At 68.8% G+C, this 17,946-nt stretch carries 19 protein-coding genes and 1 tRNA gene; 8 read left to right on the top strand and 12 right to left on the bottom strand.

What is annotated here, in order from left to right; genetic code table 11:
- Window positions 1–139 precede the first annotated feature (139 nt).
- Both HNR13_RS07480 and HNR13_RS07475 read right to left on the bottom strand, forming a co-directional pair.
- Window positions 140–215, bottom strand: a tRNA-Thr gene (locus tag HNR13_RS07480).
- A 73-nt stretch (window positions 216–288) separates the two neighbouring features.
- Window positions 289–1,197, bottom strand: coding sequence for a DsbA family protein (locus HNR13_RS07475; RefSeq protein WP_218881189.1), 909 nt, complete (start codon window positions 1,195–1,197; stop codon window positions 289–291).
- A gap of 337 nt (window positions 1,198–1,534) precedes the next feature.
- On the opposite strand from HNR13_RS07475, the gene HNR13_RS07470 reads away from it, so the two are divergent.
- The 3 genes from HNR13_RS07470 (at window position 1,535) to HNR13_RS07460 (ending at window position 4,524) form a co-directional block, all read left to right on the top strand.
- A complete protein-coding gene (locus tag HNR13_RS07470; protein WP_179605167.1) occupies window positions 1,535–2,629 on the top strand; it encodes an ABC transporter ATP-binding protein in 1,095 nt (364 codons plus the stop codon).
- A 92-nt stretch (window positions 2,630–2,721) separates the two neighbouring features.
- Window positions 2,722–4,026 carry a DUF4032 domain-containing protein gene (locus HNR13_RS07465; RefSeq protein WP_179605166.1) on the top strand — a complete coding sequence of 435 codons (1,305 nt, stop codon included), beginning with the start codon at window positions 2,722–2,724 and terminating at the stop codon, window positions 4,024–4,026.
- Between the two features lie 78 nt (window positions 4,027–4,104).
- A complete protein-coding gene (locus HNR13_RS07460) occupies window positions 4,105–4,524 on the top strand; it encodes a DUF4190 domain-containing protein (protein ID WP_179605165.1) in 420 nt (139 codons plus the stop codon).
- 29 nt (window positions 4,525–4,553) lie between these two features.
- On the opposite strand, the gene rlmB is transcribed toward HNR13_RS07460, so the two are convergent.
- The 3 genes from rlmB to HNR13_RS07445 form a co-directional block, all read right to left on the bottom strand.
- On the bottom strand, window positions 4,554–5,576 hold the full coding sequence (gene rlmB, locus HNR13_RS07455; protein WP_179605164.1) for a 23S rRNA (guanosine(2251)-2'-O)-methyltransferase RlmB: 1,023 nt from the start codon (window positions 5,574–5,576) through the stop codon (window positions 4,554–4,556).
- Window positions 5,573–7,006: a cysteine--tRNA ligase gene (gene cysS / locus HNR13_RS07450; RefSeq protein ID WP_179605163.1), complete on the bottom strand. Its 1,434-nt coding sequence runs from the start codon at window positions 7,004–7,006 to the stop codon at window positions 5,573–5,575. The genes rlmB and cysS overlap by 4 nt, the downstream gene beginning before the upstream one ends.
- A 105-nt stretch (window positions 7,007–7,111) precedes the next feature.
- Window positions 7,112–7,492, bottom strand: coding sequence for a nuclear transport factor 2 family protein (locus HNR13_RS07445; RefSeq protein WP_179605162.1), 381 nt, complete (start codon window positions 7,490–7,492; stop codon window positions 7,112–7,114).
- A gap of 73 nt (window positions 7,493–7,565) precedes the next feature.
- On the opposite strand from HNR13_RS07445, the gene HNR13_RS07440 reads away from it, so the two are divergent.
- Window positions 7,566–7,919, top strand: a complete 354-nt coding sequence (locus HNR13_RS07440; protein WP_179605161.1) for an ArsR/SmtB family transcription factor — start codon at window positions 7,566–7,568, stop codon at window positions 7,917–7,919.
- Complete coding sequence (locus tag HNR13_RS07435) at window positions 7,912–8,352, top strand: SRPBCC family protein (RefSeq protein WP_179605160.1); 441 nt, start codon at window positions 7,912–7,914, stop codon at window positions 8,350–8,352. The genes HNR13_RS07440 and HNR13_RS07435 overlap by 8 nt, the downstream gene beginning before the upstream one ends.
- 163 nt (window positions 8,353–8,515) lie before the next feature.
- On the opposite strand, the gene ispD is transcribed toward HNR13_RS07435, so the two are convergent.
- Together ispD and HNR13_RS07425 are read right to left on the bottom strand one after the other, a co-directional pair.
- Window positions 8,516–9,676, bottom strand: a complete 1,161-nt coding sequence (gene ispD / locus HNR13_RS07430; protein WP_179605159.1) for a 2-C-methyl-D-erythritol 4-phosphate cytidylyltransferase — start codon at window positions 9,674–9,676, stop codon at window positions 8,516–8,518.
- A gap of 120 nt (window positions 9,677–9,796) precedes the next feature.
- Entirely contained in the window at window positions 9,797–10,279 is a 483-nt protein-coding gene (locus tag HNR13_RS07425; RefSeq protein WP_021763858.1) for a CarD family transcriptional regulator, read from the bottom strand.
- Between the two features lie 177 nt (window positions 10,280–10,456).
- Here HNR13_RS07425 and HNR13_RS07420 point away from each other — a divergent pair, with 177 nt between their 5' ends.
- Window positions 10,457–10,960 (top strand): hypothetical protein, encoded by a 504-nt coding sequence (locus HNR13_RS07420; RefSeq protein ID WP_179605158.1) that lies wholly within the window; start codon window positions 10,457–10,459, stop codon window positions 10,958–10,960.
- A 79-nt stretch (window positions 10,961–11,039) separates the two neighbouring features.
- Here HNR13_RS07420 and HNR13_RS07415 read toward each other — a convergent pair whose 3' ends face one another.
- Together HNR13_RS07415 and HNR13_RS07410 are read right to left on the bottom strand one after the other, a co-directional pair.
- Window positions 11,040–11,723: a response regulator gene (locus HNR13_RS07415; protein WP_179605157.1), complete on the bottom strand. Its 684-nt coding sequence runs from the start codon at window positions 11,721–11,723 to the stop codon at window positions 11,040–11,042.
- On the bottom strand, window positions 11,720–12,871 hold the full coding sequence (locus tag HNR13_RS07410; protein ID WP_179605156.1) for a sensor histidine kinase: 1,152 nt from the start codon (window positions 12,869–12,871) through the stop codon (window positions 11,720–11,722). Before HNR13_RS07410 ends, HNR13_RS07415 begins: the two co-directional genes overlap by 4 nt.
- 193 nt (window positions 12,872–13,064) lie before the next feature.
- On the opposite strand from HNR13_RS07410, the gene phoU reads away from it, so the two are divergent.
- Both phoU and HNR13_RS07400 read left to right on the top strand, forming a co-directional pair.
- A complete protein-coding gene (gene phoU / locus HNR13_RS07405) occupies window positions 13,065–13,721 on the top strand; it encodes a phosphate signaling complex protein PhoU (RefSeq protein WP_179605155.1) in 657 nt (218 codons plus the stop codon).
- A 155-nt stretch (window positions 13,722–13,876) separates the two neighbouring features.
- Complete coding sequence (locus tag HNR13_RS07400; protein WP_179605154.1) at window positions 13,877–15,742, top strand: YhgE/Pip domain-containing protein; 1,866 nt, start codon at window positions 13,877–13,879, stop codon at window positions 15,740–15,742.
- A 358-nt stretch (window positions 15,743–16,100) separates the two neighbouring features.
- On the opposite strand, the gene HNR13_RS07395 is transcribed toward HNR13_RS07400, so the two are convergent.
- The 3 genes from HNR13_RS07395 to HNR13_RS07385 form a co-directional block, all read right to left on the bottom strand.
- On the bottom strand, window positions 16,101–16,574 hold the full coding sequence (locus HNR13_RS07395) for a DUF5085 family protein (protein WP_179605153.1): 474 nt from the start codon (window positions 16,572–16,574) through the stop codon (window positions 16,101–16,103).
- A complete protein-coding gene (locus HNR13_RS07390; protein ID WP_246312984.1) occupies window positions 16,574–16,990 on the bottom strand; it encodes a hypothetical protein in 417 nt (138 codons plus the stop codon). The genes HNR13_RS07395 and HNR13_RS07390 overlap by 1 nt, the downstream gene beginning before the upstream one ends.
- A gap of 77 nt (window positions 16,991–17,067) precedes the next feature.
- A complete protein-coding gene (locus tag HNR13_RS07385) occupies window positions 17,068–17,946 on the bottom strand; it encodes a hypothetical protein (RefSeq protein ID WP_179605151.1) in 879 nt (292 codons plus the stop codon).

The raw sequence follows: 17,946 nt of genomic DNA, 5'->3' as shown, positions 1-17,946 counted from the left end.
GAACACCTGATTCGGATACCGCACAATCAGGATAGAGGGTGCGACGATGCCCGGCAAGCACGCGGGAGCATGACGGCACGGGCGAGCACGCGCACGCACGATGGCACGCGGCGATGGACACGGAGCCGGAGAGGACGGATGGAGCCGACTGCGAGGTTCGAACTCGCGACCGCTCGCTTACAAGGCGAGTGCTCTACCAGCTGAGCTAAGTCGGCGGAAACTGACGGACGCCCGTCGCGAACCATCCTAGGGGATGCGCGACGGGCGCCCTTCGGCGCCGGAAGCCGGTCAGCTCCCCGCGCTCGGCGACGGCGTGGGCGTCGAGGTCGACGAGTACTCGTCGCCCTGCGCCTGCAGGATGAACGCCTTGAAGTCGTCCGCGTTGGTCAGCGAGCCGGTGTACGGCTTGCCGTTGACCAGCACGAGCAGCGCGTTCGTCATCTTCTTGACGGAGGAGTTCGGGATGGGGCCACTGAGCGCGCGATCGCTGGCCGCGCCGACCCAGGTCTTGAACCGCCCGTCGTCGATGCACGAGTCGATGTCCGACGGGGAGGCGCCGGACGCTTCCGCGCGCTTCTTCAGCTCGTCGTCGGTCAGCCCGGGGCCGCCCTCGGCCGGCTGGTTCGCGAACAGCGCCTCGTTGAACGCCCAGAACGACTTCGGAGCGTAGTTGGCGACGCACGCCGCCGCGTTCGCGGCGCGCAGCGAGTAGCGGGTCCCGGCGGAGTGGCTGGTGTAGATCGCGACCGGGTGCATCTCGACCGTCACGGCGCCGTCCTTCACGAGCGGCTGCAGCTGCTTCAGGTTGGTGCGCTGGAACTCGCCGCACAGCTTGCACAGGTAGTCCGCGTAGATGCGGATGTCGACGGCGCTGCCGTTCGGGTCGGGGGTGCTGGCGACCGGCTTCGCGTCGGCCGCGAGCGCCGGGGTCGCCTTGACCGTCAGGCCGGAGCCGACGACCACGCCGTCGCTCGCCATATTCTTCGGGCCGGGGACGGTCGGGCGGATCGCACCCATGATGACGACGGCGACGATGGCCGCGATCGCGACGACGCCGATCAGGATGCCGCCGGTCAGCAGGGTCTTGTTCCTGCGGTCCTTGCGCTGCTGGCTGGTGCGGAGCTGGCGGGCCTTCTCCCGCGCGGCCGCGCGGACATCGCCGCTGCGGCTCTCGTCCGGGTCGTTGATGGAACTCATGTTCGTGGAAAATCGGCTCTCAGGGTAGGCGACGCGGCACGCGGGGGGACGTGCTGCCGGGTGTGCGTGAGCAGACGCGACCAGACGACCATATTGCGGCAGTCTGGGAATAGACCAGACATACCCCGCTGACGTCCCGAGCACCACCTGCACGTTGCCCCCCGAGTGCGGGACGGCGGCCGGCGCCGGCGCCCGCTCAGGCGGTGGTAAGAGGTGCGCTCCGGATGCCTTACTATGGGGGTCGTGGCATCGACGCCCTTGGACGTCGACGCCACGTCTATTCCATTCACAACGGATCGTCCGGCACGTACCTGCCGGTGAAGGAGACAAAAGAAAAATGGCGACTGTCACCTATGACAAGGCGACCCGGCTCTATCCGGGTTCCAACCGCCCCGCGGTCGACGCTCTCGACCTCGACATTGCGGACGGCGAGTTCCTCGTCCTCGTCGGCCCCTCCGGCTGCGGCAAGTCCACGTCCCTCCGGATGCTCGCCGGCCTCGAAGAGGTCAACGACGGCAACATCTTCATCGGCGAGCGCAACGTCACCGACGTCCCGCCGAAGGACCGCGACATCGCGATGGTGTTCCAGAACTACGCGCTGTACCCGCACATGACCGTCGCCGAGAACATGGGCTTCGCGCTCAAGATCGCCGGTGTCGGCAAGGACGAGCGCGCCTCCCGCGTGCTCGAGGCCGCCAAGCTGCTCGACCTGGAGCCCTACCTCGGCCGCAAGCCGAAGGCGCTCTCCGGTGGTCAGCGTCAGCGCGTCGCGATGGGCCGTGCGATCGTCCGCTCCCCCCAGGTGTTCCTCATGGACGAGCCGCTGTCGAACCTCGACGCCAAGCTCCGCGTCCAGACCCGCACCCAGATCGCGTCCCTCACCCGCCGCCTCGGCGTCACCACGGTCTACGTCACCCACGACCAGACCGAGGCGCTCACCATGGGCGACCGCATCGCGGTCCTCAAGGACGGCGTGCTCCAGCAGGTCGGCACCCCGCGCGACCTGTACGCCCAGCCGAAGAACGTCTTCGTCGCCGGCTTCATCGGCTCGCCTGCCATGAACCTGTTCACCGCGGACGTCACCGACGGCGGCATCAAGTTCGGCACCTCGGTCGTCCCGGTCGAGCGCGACGTGCTCGCCAACGCCGGCAACGCCGTCACCATCGGTGTCCGCCCGGAGGACGTCGTCGTCTCCACCGCCGAGAGCGGCGGCCTGAAGGTCGCGGTCGACCTCGTCGAGGAGCTCGGCGCCGACGGCTACCTGTACGGCCACTCGGAGGTCGACGGCAAGCGCACCGACATCGTCGGCCGCGTCGACGGCCGCGTTCACCCGAACGCGGGCGACACCGTGTACATCACCCCGAAGCCGGGCCACGTCCACCTCTTCCACGCGGAGACGGGCGAGCGTCTCGGCGGCGCCGTCGTCGACTGAGGTCGACGGAGCGAATCCTCACTCTGCCGCAGTCCGTGCCCGGACTGCGGCAGAGTGCTTTCCGCCCCCACCTGTCCCTGGAAGGCGCCAACATGGCCGGCTCTGTCAACATCACCGCGGCGACCGTCGATCCCGCACTGCTCGATCTGCCCTGGAACATCCCGCTCGAGCAGTGGTCGAACGAGCACATCGCCCTGCTGCCGAAGGGCATCAGCCGGCACCTGGTCCGGTTCGCGAACATGTCCGGCTACGTCATCGCCATCAAGGAGACGACGGCGGAGATGGCGCAGCGCGAGTACGAGATGCTGCGCACGCTGCAGCGCCTCGACGTCCCGTGCGTCGATCCCGTCGCGGTCATCAAGAACCGCACCGACGACGACGGGGGCGCCCTGAACGCGGCGCTGGTCACCCGGCACCTCAAGTTCTCGCTCCCCTACCGCGCGCTGTTCTCGCAGACGCTGCGCCCCGACACCGCCACCCGCCTGGTGGACGCCCTGGCCGTGCTGCTGGTCCGGCTGCACATCGTCGGCTTCTTCTGGGGCGACGTGTCGCTCTCGAACACGCTGTTCCGGCGCGACGCCGGCGCCTTCGCCGCCTACCTGGTGGACGCGGAGACCGGCCAGCTCTACGACGGCGGCCTGTCGAACGGCCAGCGCGAGAACGACCTGGAGATCGCCCGCGTCAACATCGCGGGCGAGCTGATGGATCTCGAGGCCGGCGGCCGCGTCGACGAGGAGCTCGACCCGATCAAGGTGTCGAACGGGATCGTCGCCGCCTACCGCTCGCTCTGGAAGGAGCTGACCGGCAGCGAGTCGTTCTCGTCGTCGGAGCGCTGGCGGATCAGCCAGCGGGTCGAGCGCCTGAACGAGCTCGGCTTCGACATCGAGGAGCTGGCGATCAAGACCTCGGACGAGGGCACCACCGTCCGCATCCAGCCGAAGGTCGTGGACGCCGGCCACCACTCCCGCCGTCTGCTGCGCCTGACCGGCCTCGACACCGGCGAGAACCAGGCGCGCCGCCTCCTCAACGACCTGGACTCGTATTCGGCGACGCTCGGCAAGCGCGGGCTGGACGAGGAGGCGATGGCCCACGAGTGGCTGATGCGCGTCTTCGAGCCGGTGGTCCGCGCCATCCCGGCCGACCTGAAGGGCAAGCTGGAGCCGGCGGAGGTCTTCCACCAACTCCTGGAGCACCGCTGGTTCATGTCGCAGGCGGAGGGCCGCGACGTCCCGCTGGCGGAGGCGCTGACGTCGTACATCAACGACATCCTGCGGCACCGCCGCGACGAGGCCACGGTCGTCGGCCCGCCGACGGAGACGATGAGCATCCCGGTGATCCGCAGCGCCGCCGGACTCGACGAGGACGACGACGAGGACGACTGGCGCTCGAAGGTGTGACCCACCGCCCCCGGTCTGGTGACGGCGGCGCCGGGCAGCGGCCCGCTACGCTCTGACTGTGACAGAGCGAGGAGCCCGATGTCCCACGACGACCAGCCGGGAGGCCGGCAGCCCGACGGCGGGCCGCAGTACGGCCAGCAGCAGTACGGCCGGGCCCCGTACGTGCAACCGCAGTACGGCCAGGCCCCGTACGGGCAGGCGCAGTACGGCCAGGCCCAGCCGCCGTACCCGTACGCCTCTCCGCCGGCGCCGCGCACGAACGTCCTGGCGATCGTCTCGCTGGTCTCGGCGTTCGCCGTGAGCATCGTCGCGGTCATCACCGGGCACATCGCGCTGTCGCAGATCAAGCGCACCGGGGAGGCGGGCCGCGGGATGGCGCTGGCCGGCCTCATCATCGGCTACGTGGGGATCGCCTTCGTCGCGCTGTTCTTCATCGTCTGGCTCGTGCTGTTCTTCTCGGTCATGAGCATGCCGGGCTACGCCGGCACCCCGACGTAGCCCGCGACCGGAGTCGGCGCGACCGGGCCTCACCGCGTGGCGGCCTTGGCCTCCGCGCGCAGCTTCGAGATCTCGTAGAGCGTCACGCTCGCCGCGATGCCCGCGTTGAGCGACTCCGTCGACGCCGAGATCGGGATCGAGACGACCGCGTCGCAGGTCTCGGTCACGAGGCGGGACAGGCCCTTGCCCTCGCTGCCGACGACGATCACGACCGGGCGGTCGGCGAACGACAGCCCGGGCAGCGAGGTGTCGCCGCCGCCGTCGAGGCCCAGCACGAACACGCCCGCCTTCTTGAACTCCTTGAGCGTCGCCGTCAGGTTGGAGGCCATCGCGACGGGAGTGCGTGCCGCGGCGCCCGCGGACGTCTTCCAGGCCGACGCCGTCATCCCGACCGAGCGGCGCTGCGGGACGATCACGCCCTGGCCGCCGAACGCGGCGGTCGAGCGGATGATCGCGCCCAGGTTGCGCGGGTCGGTGATCCCGTCCAGGGCGACGAAGAGCGGCGTCTGGCCCTTGCGGAGCGTCAGGTCGAGCAGCTCGCCCGGGTGGGCGTACTCGTACGGCGGCACCTTGAGCGCGACGCCCTGGTGCACGGCGTCGCGGCCGGCCAGGCGGTCGAGCTCCGGTCGCATGACCTCCAGCACCGGGATGGCGCGGCCGGTGGCGATCGAGAGGATCTCCTTCATCCGGTCGTCCATCTCGACGCGCGCTGCGATGTAGAGCGTGGAGGCCGGGATCGCCGCGCGCAGGGCCTCCAGCACGGAGTTGCGGCCGGTGACGATCTCGCTCTCGTCGCCGGTCTTCGCCCGGCGGGCGGCGCCGGACGCGCCCCGCGGAGCGCCGTCGCGGCCGCCGCGCAGCTCGGCCTTGGCCGCGGCGCGCTCGCGCAGCTGCTTGTTCTTGTACGCGACGTGGTACTCGCGGTCCTCCGCCTTCGGGGTCGGGCCGCGGCCCTCGAGCGCCTTGCGGCCGTGGCCGCCGGTGCCGACCTGGGCGCCCTTCTTGCTCTTCCTCACGGCCCCGGCGCGGGGCTTGCCACCCGAGTTCTTCATGCTTCGATACTCCAATGCGACCCCGTCGGGGTGTCTTCGATACTGATTCCCGCGGCGGTGAGCTCGTCGCGGATGCGGTCCGCCGCCGCGAAGTCGCGCGACTGCCGCGCCTCCTGCCGGTCGTCGAGCAGCCGGCCGATCAGCGTGCCGAGCGCGTGCTCGGCCGCGCTCGACCCGGCCGAGCGCCAGTGCGGCGAGAGCGGGTTGATGCCGAGGACCTCGGTCATCGCGAGAACGTGGCCGCGTGCGGTCGCGGCCGCCTCCAAGTCTTCCGCATCCAGCGCCGCGTTTCCTGAACGCACGGTGTCGTGCAGCACGGCGAGCGCCTGCGGCACCGCGAGGTCGTCGTCCATCGCCTCGGCGAAGGCGCCTGGGACGATCTCGACGCCGCTGCCGGCGAAGCGCGTGCCCGCGAGCCGTCGGTCCACGCGCTCGAAGAAGCCCGCGATCCGGTCGAGGGCGGCCTCCGCCTCGCTGAGCGACCCGTCGTGGTAGTCGATGGTCGACCGGTAGTGCGCGGAGCCGAGGTAGTACCGCACCACCAGCGGGCGCGCGGCGCCGAGCAGGTCGGCGGCGTAGACGGAGTTGCCGAGCGACTTGCTCATCTTCTGCCCGTTGACGTGCACCAGGCCGTTGTGCACCCAGTAGGACGCGAAGGCGTCGCCCGCCGCGGTGGACTGGGCGAGCTCGTTCTCGTGGTGCGGGAAGCGCAGGTCGAGGCCGCCGCCGTGGATGTCGAACTGCGGCCCGAGGTAGCGCCGCGACATGGCGGAGCACTCGATGTGCCAGCCCGGCCGGCCCTCGCCCCACGGCGACGGGAACGCCGCCGAGTCCGGCTCGTCGCTCTTGCGGCCCTTCCAGAGCGCGAAGTCGCGCGGATCGCGCTTGGCGCGCGGGTCGGCGTCGGCCGCGGCCTCCATGTTGTCGATGCTCTGCCGGGTCAGCTCGCCGTAGGCGGCCCAGCTCTTCACATCGAAGTAGACGTCGCCCGAGCCGTCCTCGGCCACATAGGCGTGGCCGCGCTCGATGAGGCGCGCGATCAGCTCCTGCATCTGCGGGATGCTCGCCGTCGCCCGCGGCTCGTAGGTGGGCGGCTGCACGCCGAGCGCGGTGTAGCCGGCCGTGAACTCCAGCTCGAACCGGTAGGCCAGCGCCCACCACTCCTCGGAGCCGCCCTGGGACTGCGCGGCCAGGGCGTTGACGAGGATCTTGTCGTCGATGTCCGTGACGTTGCGCACCAGCGTGACGTCGAGCCCGCGGTAGGCGAGCCAGCGGCGCAGCTGGTCGTAGACCAGCGCGGAGCGCAGGTGCCCGATGTGCGGCGACGACTGCACGGTCGGCCCGCAGACGTACATACCCACCGCACCCGGGCGCAGGGGGACGAAGTCGCGCAGGGCGCCGGCCTTCGTGTCGAAGAGTCGCAGAGTCACGGCACCAGCCTACGGGTCGCGGCATCCGCCACGTAGACACCCCGCAAGATGTCGACAGGTCGGGGCCGGCGCGCGGCTGTGGAGGACATCCGGCTGCGGAGGACCTCAGGTCGCGGCGCGGGCGGCGAGCGCCTCGTTCACGGGCGCGAAGGCGAGCCGGTCGAAGATCAGCTCGATCTCCGTGATCCTCCCGTCGCGCACGGACACGAGCTCGACGCACGGCACCGCGCCCGCCGGGGTGTCCGTCACGAAGTCGTAGACGACGCATGCGCGGTCCCCGTCCGCGAAGACCTCGCGGACGTCGTTGCGCACCAGCGCGGGCAGCAGCCGTTCGAGCGCCGCGATCCACTCTTCCTTCCCGATCGTCCCTCCCGCGAAGCGCGCAGCGAGCCGCTCCGAGAGCAGGCGGTCGACCGTCTCCAGATCGTGGCCGCCGACCGCTTCGATGTACGCGCGGCCGATCGCCGCGCTGTCCGTCTCCGTCATGGTGTATCCCTTCCACAAACGAGCATAAGTACAAACCATCATTTGTGATAGCCTGAGGCCGAAAAGGAGGCGCATGACCCAGGCCGCACTCGACCAGTCCCTCGACGCCGCGCTGACCGCCCTGGCGGATACGAACCGGCGCGCCATCCTCGCCGCGCTCCGCGACGGCCCCGTCCCGGTCGGCCGGCTCGCCTCCGAGCTCGGCCTCTCGCAGCAGACGACCTCGCACCACCTCGGGGTGCTCCGTCGCGCCGGCCTGGTCTCCGGGAGCCGCGTGGGCACCCGGCACCTCTTCGTGGTGGACGACGACGGCCTCGCCGCCGTGCGTTCCTACCTGGACGACTTCTGGCCGGGCAGGCTCGCCGCGCTGAAGGCCGCGGTGGAGAGCGCGGGGGCAGCGGACAGCGGGGAGCCCGCCGATGGCTGAGCACGTCTCGTCGGTGGACATCACCGCGCCGCCGGAGACCGTGTTCGCCTACCTGGTCACGCCCGCCGGCCTGACGGCGTGGATGGGCCAGTACGCCGTCCTCGATCCGCGCCCGGGAGGCGAGTTCACCGCGGACATCGCGGGCAGCCCGATCCGCGGCGAGTTCCTGGAGGTGGACGAGCCGCATCGCGTGGTCATCAGCTGGGGCGTGGCCGGTAGCTCCGACCTGCCGCCCGGAGCGTCCACCGTCACGTTCACCCTCACGCCGCTCGGGAGCGGGACGCGCGTGCAGGTGCGTCACACCGGCCTCCCCGAGCCGCGCGTGGCCGGTCACCGGGCCGGCTGGGCGCACTTCCTCCCCCGGCTGGCGGTCGCGGCGAGCGGCGGCGACCCCGACGCGGACGACTGGAGGCCGCTGACGCCAATCCCCTGAGCCGCCGGTCGTCCGAGCCACCGGACAGTGCGAGACGCCAGAACCGCGAGCGGCCGGCGCGGTCAGTGCGGAAGAGCAGCGCGGTCGACGGGAGGCCGCTGATGCCGGCGCCTGACCCGCCCGATCCGCTGAGCCGCCGGACGATGGAAGGGCCGGCGCGCGCTCAGCGCGGGAAGAGCAGCGCGGTCGCGAGAACCGCGATCCCCTCTCCGCGCCCGGTGAAGCCGAGGCCATCCGTGGTCGTCGCCGCCAGCGACACCGGAGCGCCGAGGATCCCGGACAGCAGCCGCTCCGCCTCGACCCGGCGCGGCGCGAACTTCGGCCGCTGGCCGATGAGCTGCACGGAGACGTTGCCGATCCGGAAGCCCGCCTCCTCCACCAGGCGCCGCGTCTCGGCGAGGAACACCTCGCCGTGCGCGCCCGCGAACCGCGGGTCGCCCGTCCCGAACACCCCGCCGATGTCGCCGAGCCCCGCAGCCCCGAGCAGCGCGTCGACGATGGCGTGGCTGGCGGCGTCGCCGTCGCTGTGCCCGGACAGCCCCGCCTCGTCCGGCCAGTGCAGTCCGGCCAGCCAGAGCTCGGCGGAAGGATCGAACGCGTGCGTGTCGGTGCCCAGCCCGATCCGGGGCGCGCCGGACGGGGCGACGAGGTCGTGCGCCCGTCGCAGGTCCGAGGGCGTGGTGATCTTGAAGGCGTCCGCCTCGCCGGCGAGCACCGTCACCCGGTACCCCGCCGCGGCCACGAGCCCGGCATCGTCGGTCTCGTCCGTCGTCGCGGCCGCGTACGCGGCGAGCAACTGGTCGCGGGGGAAGCCCTGCGGGGTCTGCACCGCCGCGAGCGTCGACCGGTCGACCGTCTCGTGCACGGAGCCGTCGGCGTGGACGCGCTTGATGGTGTCGCTGACCGGCAAGCCGGGGATCACCCCGTGCCCGGTCTCCACCACCGCGGCGACCACGGCGTCGAAGAGCGCGGAGGGCGCGAGCGCGCGGGCGGCGTCGTGCACGAGCACGACCTCCACCTCGTCGCCGAGGACCGTGAGACCCGCGGCGACGGACTGCTGCCGGGTGGCGCCGCCGGCGATTACGTCCGCCGGCCGGCCGAACACCCGGTGCGCCAGCTCCGCGGCTTCGGCCACGCGGTCGGCGGGGACGACCAGGATCGGCTCCACCGGCGACCGCATGCCGCGCACGGCATGCAGCGACCGCTCCAGGAGGGTCGCGCCGTCGAGCTCCACGAACGCCTTCGGGACCTCGGCCCCCAGCCGGGCGCCCGATCCCGCGGCGACGACGACGACCGCGACGCGCGGCCCAGGGTTGCTGCTCACCCGACGAGCGTACCAACGGTCCCGACGGCGAGCGCGGCCACCAGGTCCTGGATTGCTCCCCGGAACGCCGAAAGGCCCGCGACCGAAGTCGCGGGCCTTTCGAAGCGGGTGAATCGCGGGTTAGGAAGCGAGCACCTCGTCGAGCAGGCTGGACGCCTTCTCGTCGTCGGTCTTCTCGGCGAGCGCGAGTTCGGAGATCAGGATCTGCCGCGCCTTGGCCAGCATGCGCTTCTCACCGGCGGAGAGGCCGCGGTCCTGGTCGCGGCGCCACAGGTCGCGGACGACCTCGGACACCTTGATGACGTCGCCCGACGCCAGCTTCTCCAGGTTCGCCTTGTAGCGGCGGGACCAGTTGGTGGGCTCCTCGGTGAACGGGGCGCGCAGCACCTCGAACACGCGGTCGAGGCCCTCCTTGCCGATGACATCGCGCACACCCACGAGATCCACGTTCTCAGCGGGGACCTCGATGGTCAGATCGCCCTGAGTCACGTTGAGCTTGAGGTACAGCTTCTCTTCACCCTTGATGATTCGTTTCTTGACCTCGGTGATCGTTGCAGCACCGTGATGGGGGTAAACGACGGTTTCGCCGACCTCGAAAAGCATAGATATGTTGTCCCTTCAGCAACGAATAGGATACCACACGAGGCACATGCTAAGGTTCGCCCCCGCACCTCCCGGCGGGCCAGGAAGCCCTGTCGGCATACGGTAAACTCGTGCTCAAACCGCTACGTCACAGGGCATCAGCGCGCCGTCGAGCGGAACGATCGGGAGGGTCATCCAGTGAAAGCTCGCGTCGCGGCGTCCATCGTCCTCGCCCTGGCGGTCGCAGCCGGCACAGCCGGGTGCGGATTCATCGCACCGCAGGCCACCACGAAGCACTACGACGCGAGCGACGGCGTGAGCGGCAATGTCGGCCAGATCGACGTCCGCAACGCCTTCATCGTCACCGACGGCGTCGGCGGCAAGGTCGGCAACCTGGTCGTCAGCCTGGTGAACACCGACAGCAAGAGCCACCGTGTCGCGATCACGTCCGCCTCCTCCGGCGGAGCCGCCTACGTCACCGTCGAGCCCGGCGAGGTCAAGAAGATCGGCGCCCAGCCCGACAAGGCCTCCTCGAGCAACGTCTTCCTCACCCCGTTCGACGCGCTGCCGGGCAGCCTCTACCCGGTGTACTTCCAGTACGGCGACGCCACCGGCGTCAAGCTGGACGTCCCCGTCCTCGACGGCGGCCTCCCGGACTACAAGAGCCTCGTGCCGCCGACCATCCTGCCCGCGCAGAACTGAGCGGGCCTGCGTCCCAGACGTCGGAAGCCGCCCTCGCGAGAAGCGAGGGCGGCTTCGTCGTTCGCGGCGCGCGCCGCGGTCAGGCGTTGAAGCGGTAGCCCAGGCCGCGCACGGTGACCAGCATCTGCGGGTCGGACGGGCTCTCCTCGATCCGGGAGCGGATGCGCTTGATGTGCACGTCGAGCGTCTTGGTGTCGCCGAAGTAGTCGCTCCCCCAGACCCGGTCGATGAGCTGACCGCGGGTGAGCACGCGGCCGGCGTTGCGCAGCAGCAGCTCCAGGAGCTCGAATTCCTTCAGCGGCATGGAGATCTCGCCGCCGTTGACCGCGACCGTGTGCCGGTCGACGTCCATGCGGACGGTGCCGGCCTCGAGGATGCCGTCGTCCTCCAGCTCGGCCTCGTCCACGCGGCGGCGCAGCACGGCGCGGATGCGGGCCAGCAGCTCGCGGGACGAGTACGGCTTGGTGACATAGTCGTCGGCGCCGAGCTCCAGGCCCACCACGATGTCGACCTCGGAGTCCTTGGCGGTGAGCATGATGATCGGGACGTTGGAACGGGTGCGGATCTCGCGGCACACCTCGGTGCCGGGGATGCCGGGCAGCATGAGGTCGAGCAGGACGAGGTCGGCGCCGGCGCGGTCGAACTCGGCGAGCGCGGTCGGGCCGTCCTCGGCGACCGTCACCTCGTAGCCCTCGCGCTTGAGCAGGTACGCGAGCGGCTCGCTGAGCGCGGCCTCGTCCTCGACGAGCAGGATGGCTGTCACAGATTCTCTCCAATCGGGGGACGGACGGTGGCGGCCTCGGGCAGCCGGATGGTGAAGGTGGAGCCGCGGCCGGGCTGCGACCAGACCCGGACCTCGCCGCCGTGGTTCTGCACGGCGTGCTTGACGATCGAGAGGCCGAGCCCGGTGCCCCCGGTGTTGCGGGAGCGGGCCTGGTCCACCCGGAAGAAGCGCTCGAAGACGCGGTCGAGGTCCTCCTCCGGGATGCCCTCGCCCTGGTCGGTGACGGCGATCTCGACGACGCCGTCGACGGTACGCACGCCGATCCCGATGCGGGAGTCCTCCGGGGAGTACTGGATCGCGTTCGAGATGAGGTTGTGCACGGCCGTGACGAGCAGCGCCTCGTTGCCGATCACGGTGGCGTCCTTCTCGCCGCGCATCGCGATCTCGATCTGGCGCGCCTCGGCCGCGACCTTGTTCTGGTCGATGGCGGCGCGGACGACCTTCTTGGCCGACAGCTGCTCGGCGTCGCCGAGGGCGTCGGCGGCCTGGAGGCGGCTCAGCTCGATGATGTCCTGGGTGATCCGCGCGAGGCGGGCGGCCTCCTCGCTGAGGCGCAGCGCGAACCGTCGGACCTGGTCCGGGTCGTCGGAGGCGTCGTCCAGCGCCTCCGCCAGCAGCCCGACGGCGCCGATCGGGGTCTTCAGCTCGTGGCTGATGTTCGCCACGAAGTCGCGCCGAACCGACTCCAGCCGGAACGACTCGGTGCGGTCCTCCGCCAGCAGCAGGATGTAGCGGGAGCCCAGCCGCGCCACCCGCACGCTGAGGTGGATGTTGGCGTCGCCGAACGGTCCGCGGGCGAGCTCGCACTCCTCCGTGACCGGCTCGCCGGTGCGGCGGACGCGGTCGACGAGCTCCACGAGATGCGGGTGCACGAGGGCGCCGTTCCAGACCAGGCCGATCGCGTGCGCGCCGGGCGAGGCCTTGATGACGTTGTTCGACGGGTCGAGCACGACGCCGGCCGACTCCATCGCGTCGAGCACCTGGTCGACGCCGTCCGGGACGGCCGGATTGGACACGGCCGCCGCGTGGTCTCCGCGCCGTGCGGCGATGTGCAGGATCCAGACGAACCCCGCACCCACGACCAGCCCCAGCCCGAGGGAGAGCAGCACCAACCAGGCGGAGTCCATACCGCAAGCGTAGGTGATCCGCGCGGGCGCGCCGTGACCGATGCGGCTCTCCGCCGCGTGTTTTCGCGGGTACGTTAGACAGTGTTCAGGCGTACGGCACCCGCCGTTAACCTCCCGAGGCGACCATGCTGAGCGGGGTCGTCTGACCCCTGTATCCCGCGTGCGCGCGCACGCTCAGGAAGGACCTCATCCCATGCGCGAAGTTTTCCAGCAGGAGCTGGCCGACGTCCAGGACCGGCTGGTCGAGATCGCCGAGCTGGTCGTCCGCTCGATCCGCAGCGCCACGGAGGCGTTCAACGAGTCCGACGTCTCCCTCGCCGAAGAGGTGATCGCCAACGACCACCGCATCGACGAGCTGACGGTCCTCCTGGACGAGCTGTCGATCCAGATCCTCGCCCGCCAGCAGCCGGTCGCCCGCGACCTGCGCATCGTCGTCAGCGCCCTGCGGATCAGCGCGTCTCTGGAGCGGATGGGCGACATGGCCGAGCACATCGCCCAGCTCGCCCGCTACCGCTTCCCGGACAAGGTCGTGCCGAAGAGCCTCCGCGGGACCTTCGCCGAGATGGGCCGCCTCGACGTGCAGATCGCCGAGAAGCTCGCCGAGCTGCTGCGCACCCAGGACCTGCGCATCGCGGACGAGATCCGCAACGACGACGACGACGTCGACGAGCTGCACGCCAGCGTCTTCGACAAGGTGCTCGGCGAGACCTGGAAGGGCCAGGCCGTCGACACCGTCGACGCCACGCTGGCCAGCCGCTACCACGAGCGCTTCGCCGACCACGCGGTCTCCATCGCCAAGAAGGTCCAGTACCTCGCCACCGGCGACTGGGCCCCCGAACTGGCCGGCTGACCCGCTCCCCCTCCCTCGACCCCAACCGCCGAGTACGCGAATTGTCCGCGTACTCGGCGGTTTTTCTTCGCCCCCCTGGCTTGGATATCCAGGCTCAGATTTCAGACGCATTATGATGGGACGAGCATTCGGCGATGTCGTGAGGAGAGGTGCACATGGGGGGTCCGTCGAGGGGGAAGCGCAGATCGAAGGTCGTACGGTTCGCGTCCGTACCCGTACTGCTGGCAGCGCTGGTCGCCGGATTCCTCATCCTGAACGACGACGCCGCGCACCGCGTCGGCGACTTCCGGCCGACCGTGGGCCTGGTGAACGAGGACCTCGCCGCCGAGTTCAACAGCGAGGAGTACGCCTTCGGCGCCTCCTTCGTGGACCGGATCTCGAAGGACTCCGAGTACAACTGGACGGTGGTCTCCCGGCCGGTGGCGGAGAAGGCGTACAAGGACGGCTCCGTCGACGCCGTCCTCTACATCCCGCGCTCGTTCACGCACGACATCCTGACGCTCCAGGAGACCAGCCCGACCAAGGCGACGGTCGAGTTCCGCCTGCGCCACCAGCCGGACGTCAGCGCGGACCGGCTCCTGGAGAGCAGGATCCGCGACGTCCTGCACGACTTCAACCGGAGCGTCGTCACCATGTACTACGCCTCGCTCGCCGACAACATCGCACAGGCCGACGGGCAGATGAGCGCAACGCTCGGCATCCAGAAGGCCCTCATCGCTGCGCTCGCCTCGGAAGTGCAGGAGCCGTTCTCCGCCACGATGCCGACCTTCGACAGCCTCATCTCGAGCGCCAGCGGCCTCAAAGACGTGAACGCGGCCACCGTCGAAGCTCAGAGCTCCTACGCGAAATCGGTCGCGGATCTGCTCGCCGGCAACCGCGAAGCGCTCGCCGGCCAGCTTCCCGGGATCGAGGAGTACACCTCCCGGCAGCGGGAGATCGCACAGCTCAACGCCGACAACAGCAACAGGAGCATCGCCGCCCAGTCCGAGGCCGACCGCGAGTTCTACGGGACGCAGTTCGAACAGTTCAGAACCACCCTGCTCTGCGCGCTGAGCGGCCTCGACGCGATGGACGCAGCAGAGCCGTGTGCGGACTCGGAGGGCGTCATCCCGCCGCATCTGCTGCTTCGGCTCGCCGAGCTCCGGCAAGCGATCGAACAGCACTCCGAGGATGACGCGCTCACGATGCAGGGTGTCTTCGACGACCTCGACCAGAGAATCACCGCCCTGCGAGCCGTCGAAGTGCTACTGAAAGCTCCAGCCGTGCCTCCGGCAACTCCGGTCGACCCCGGGATCCTCGGCACCTTGCACCACGAAATCCAGGCGCTCGAGACGATCAGGGACTCGCTCGACCCGGCTCGCGTGCCGTCTCCTCTGTTCGAGCCCGAGCTGTCGAACTTGGACACCTGGTCCGCCGACACGCTCGACGTCGTGAGAAATGCCGCCCTGATACCGAGCACGGCCACCAGCCTCGAGGTCCAGGACTGGAGCGCATACGACCCCGACAGCGGTGGAATCTACGTCGACAACAGCGACCGACTCCGCAACGAGATCACCGCGTTCATCTCCCGCTCGGCGGAAACCAGCAGCCGGCTCACCATCGACTCCACGACGACACCCGACAACTCCAGCCTGTTCGACGCGCTCCTCCAGAACTCGACCACGACATCGACCGGCGCCGGCACGGTGCTCAGCGGAGTGAACAAGCTGCTGTCCTCAGGCAACGCGGGCCTCGCCGACAACCAGGCGTACTACGCCAACTTCGCGACCGTCCTCGCGAACACCAGGACACCCGGCGTGGATACGGGCGGCATCTACGCGTTCTTCTCCGCTCCCATCGACGCGAAGAATGTGACACCGGAGCGGGCGACCGTGGCGTCGGTCGCGTCGGACGCCACGGGCATCCTGGACCCGAAGGGGCTGATCGTGTTCGCAGGCGGATTGCTCGTGGGAGGGTTCGCGATGGCGGTCGCCGGCGCGATTCGCAAGAGGAAGGTCCGTGCCCCAGCGCGCCGCGCATAAGGGAGGACAAACGTTGAGTAGGAAGTTCGGGGTGAGCTTCGCACGAACGGTGCTTTCGAGCGTGTCACCGGGAGCGAGGTCGGTGGGTTTCGATACCCCGATTGGTGTGGCCGATCGTCAGGCCGTTTCCACTACTTCTGGGTTGAATGGACGATCAGAGAGTGTCGTAGTCGTCGAGCATTTTGTCGTGCAGGGCTAGCCGACAGAACCGCTCGGCATAGTCGAGCGAGGCCGACACAGATTCTTCGTCGTTTGTTCAATGAACATCACTCGCCGAGAAGCGTCTTGCTCACTCGATGCTCACAAAGCTCCAGACCCAAGCCGAATACGCCCTTCTGCGGATCGATGCTCGCCCCTCTCAGTCCACCGCTTCGCTCGGGTCGACGTAGCCGACATACACCGACGCGTACTTCGAGCCGTCTTCGGGGAGGACATGGAAGAAGGGTGCGTTGATCTCCAGGCCATTGCCGTCCAACGCTGCGAGGAGCTGTGCGTAGACCTGCTCGGTCCGGTGCTCGAAGTCGCCGGCGACGATGCCTTTCGCCAGCGGGCCGACCTCGAAATACGAATGGAACCGCGTGCCCTCTTCAGCCGCAAAGGTGCTCTCTCGGATCGGGAGGAAGAACTCGATGTCGGTGATCTCATCCAGCGGCACGTTGTTCAGGCTGTACACGTAGGGCCCCTTCGGGGTGCCACCCTGCCGGACGACGTCCGAGACGAACGATCCGAGCTGTTCGCCGAGCGCGCTGTAGTGGAACGTCGCACGGCGACTGACCACGTTCTGATACGCCAGCTTCTCGTCGAAAGTGACGCCTTGGAGAAGAGCATCCATCAGCGAGCCACCGCGTCGACATACAGGTCGAGCATGACCTCGCCGTAGAACTTGAGGACCACATGGTAGATGGTCTTGATCTCCAGCCCAGCCGCGGCCACCGCCCGCTCGATCTCCTCATACGGCACCGGCTCGTCCAGATCGTAATGCCGGTAGAAGAAGTCGGTCTCCACTTCGAGGTGCTCGCTGAAACGGAAACTGTCAGCGCGGTCCTCGACGATGTTGATCCGGTTGCCGAGAGTGGTCATGATCGTGAAGTCCCGGCCGCCGGGAACGCTGGAGAAGACAAGCGGACCACTGGTGTAGTAGCCGTTGTGCATCAAGACCTGCTTGAAGTAATCGCCGACAGGGTCGACGACCTCGAAGAGGTCGTCGCCCGGGCGAAGCTCTGCCGTGTGACTCACGACGTTGTGCATGCTCAACGTCCGCTGCTTAAACCGCATGAAGTGTCCTTCCCATCGTGCACTCCGAACTTCCGTCGCGCGCTGGTTCGTCACCGTGAATCCGACATCCCTAGCTTGGTCAGGACCAGCATCACCACGCAGAACGCGAAGACAATGCCCACCCACAGCGCGACCTTCTTCACAATCGCGCGCACCTCACCCTTCGAACGGACACGCCTGCCAGGCCGATGCTCCCAATACCGCCTATCCCGCGACTTCAAATACGCAAGGTAGGTGAACTCCACCGGCAAACTCGGCGTCACCGTCGCGAAAAGCAGAAAAGCCGCCACGCCAAACATGTTCCACAGGTACTGGCCTTGCGTGAGCACATTCGGGACGATCATCACCGCCCCGAAAATGGTCCACAAGCTCTTCGAGTTATACACACTCGACGCAGCCACGAGGTTCCCCCACGTCCGCGCCTCCGAGTGACCTTCGCGCAAACGCTTCCGCAATAGCAAGACATGCACCACAGTCGCACCACAGACGTACAACAACCCAATCACGGCAACGACGGGAAAGACTGCGAGATCAAACATCGTGTAGCCTCCCCGGGTCACATTGGTGATCATCCCCAGCCCCATAAGGCACAGCGTGTAGACCAGAAGGGTCGCAAAGACTGCCAGGAGGCTGGAGAAGAACACCTGAAACCGAAAAGTCAACGGCCTGACCAACGAGACCAGGAACACAACAGCGCTGAACCCCAGAACAGCCAGATGCGCGAAGTAAAGGAACAGGAACGACCGGGAGCCGACATAGAAAGCCATTGAGGCCACAATGGTGAACGTCAGCAGGCTCATGAGGGCCGCGTTGATGAATGCCAACCCAGACAAACCACCCAGCGACGCCCTGCTCTCTGCAAGAGTAATGAAGTACGTCTGGTTTGCTGCATCGCGCTCACGCTCAGACTTGCTCAATTGGTTGCTCAT

The organism is Leifsonia shinshuensis (genome assembly GCF_013410375.1).
GTDB lineage: Bacteria > Actinomycetota > Actinomycetes > Actinomycetales > Microbacteriaceae > Leifsonia > Leifsonia shinshuensis.
Note: the sequence above shows the minus strand (reverse complement) of the source record. Positions and strands in the feature narration are given on the sequence as shown.